This is a genomic window from Entomohabitans teleogrylli (assembly GCF_001484765.1).
Classification (GTDB): Bacteria; Pseudomonadota; Gammaproteobacteria; order Enterobacterales; family Enterobacteriaceae; genus Entomohabitans; species Entomohabitans teleogrylli.
This window is the reverse complement of the sequence record NZ_LLXO01000121.1, coordinates 1-368: the sequence shown is the minus strand read 5'-3', so window position 1 is coordinate 368 and position 368 is coordinate 1. Positions and strand designations below refer to the sequence as shown.

Annotated in this window: 1 rRNA gene; it reads left to right on the top strand. The window is 51.9% G+C overall.

Annotated elements, in window-relative coordinates:
* Window positions 1–318 (top strand): 16S ribosomal RNA (locus AQ981_RS25515); the annotation flags it as partial.
* Window positions 319–368 lie beyond the last annotated feature (50 nt).

Sequence of the window (368 nt, the reverse complement as noted above, 5' to 3'; positions counted from 1 at the left end):
ACACACGTGCTACAATGGCGTATACAAAGAGAAGCGACCTCGCGAGAGCAAGCGGACCTCATAAAGTACGTCGTAGTCCGGACTGGAGTCTGCAACTCGACTCCACGAAGTCGGAATCGCTAGTAATCGCGAATCAGAATGTCGCGGTGAATACGTTCCCGGGCCTTGTACACACCGCCCGTCACACCATGGGAGTGGGTTGCAAAAGAAGTAGGTAGCTTAACCTCAGGGAGGGCGCTTACCACTTTGTGATTCATGACTGGGGTGAAGTCGTAACAAGGTAACCGTAGGGGAACCTGCGGTTGGATCACCTCCTTACCATAGAGAACCGGTTACTGCAGTGTCCACACAGATTGTCTGATGAAAAA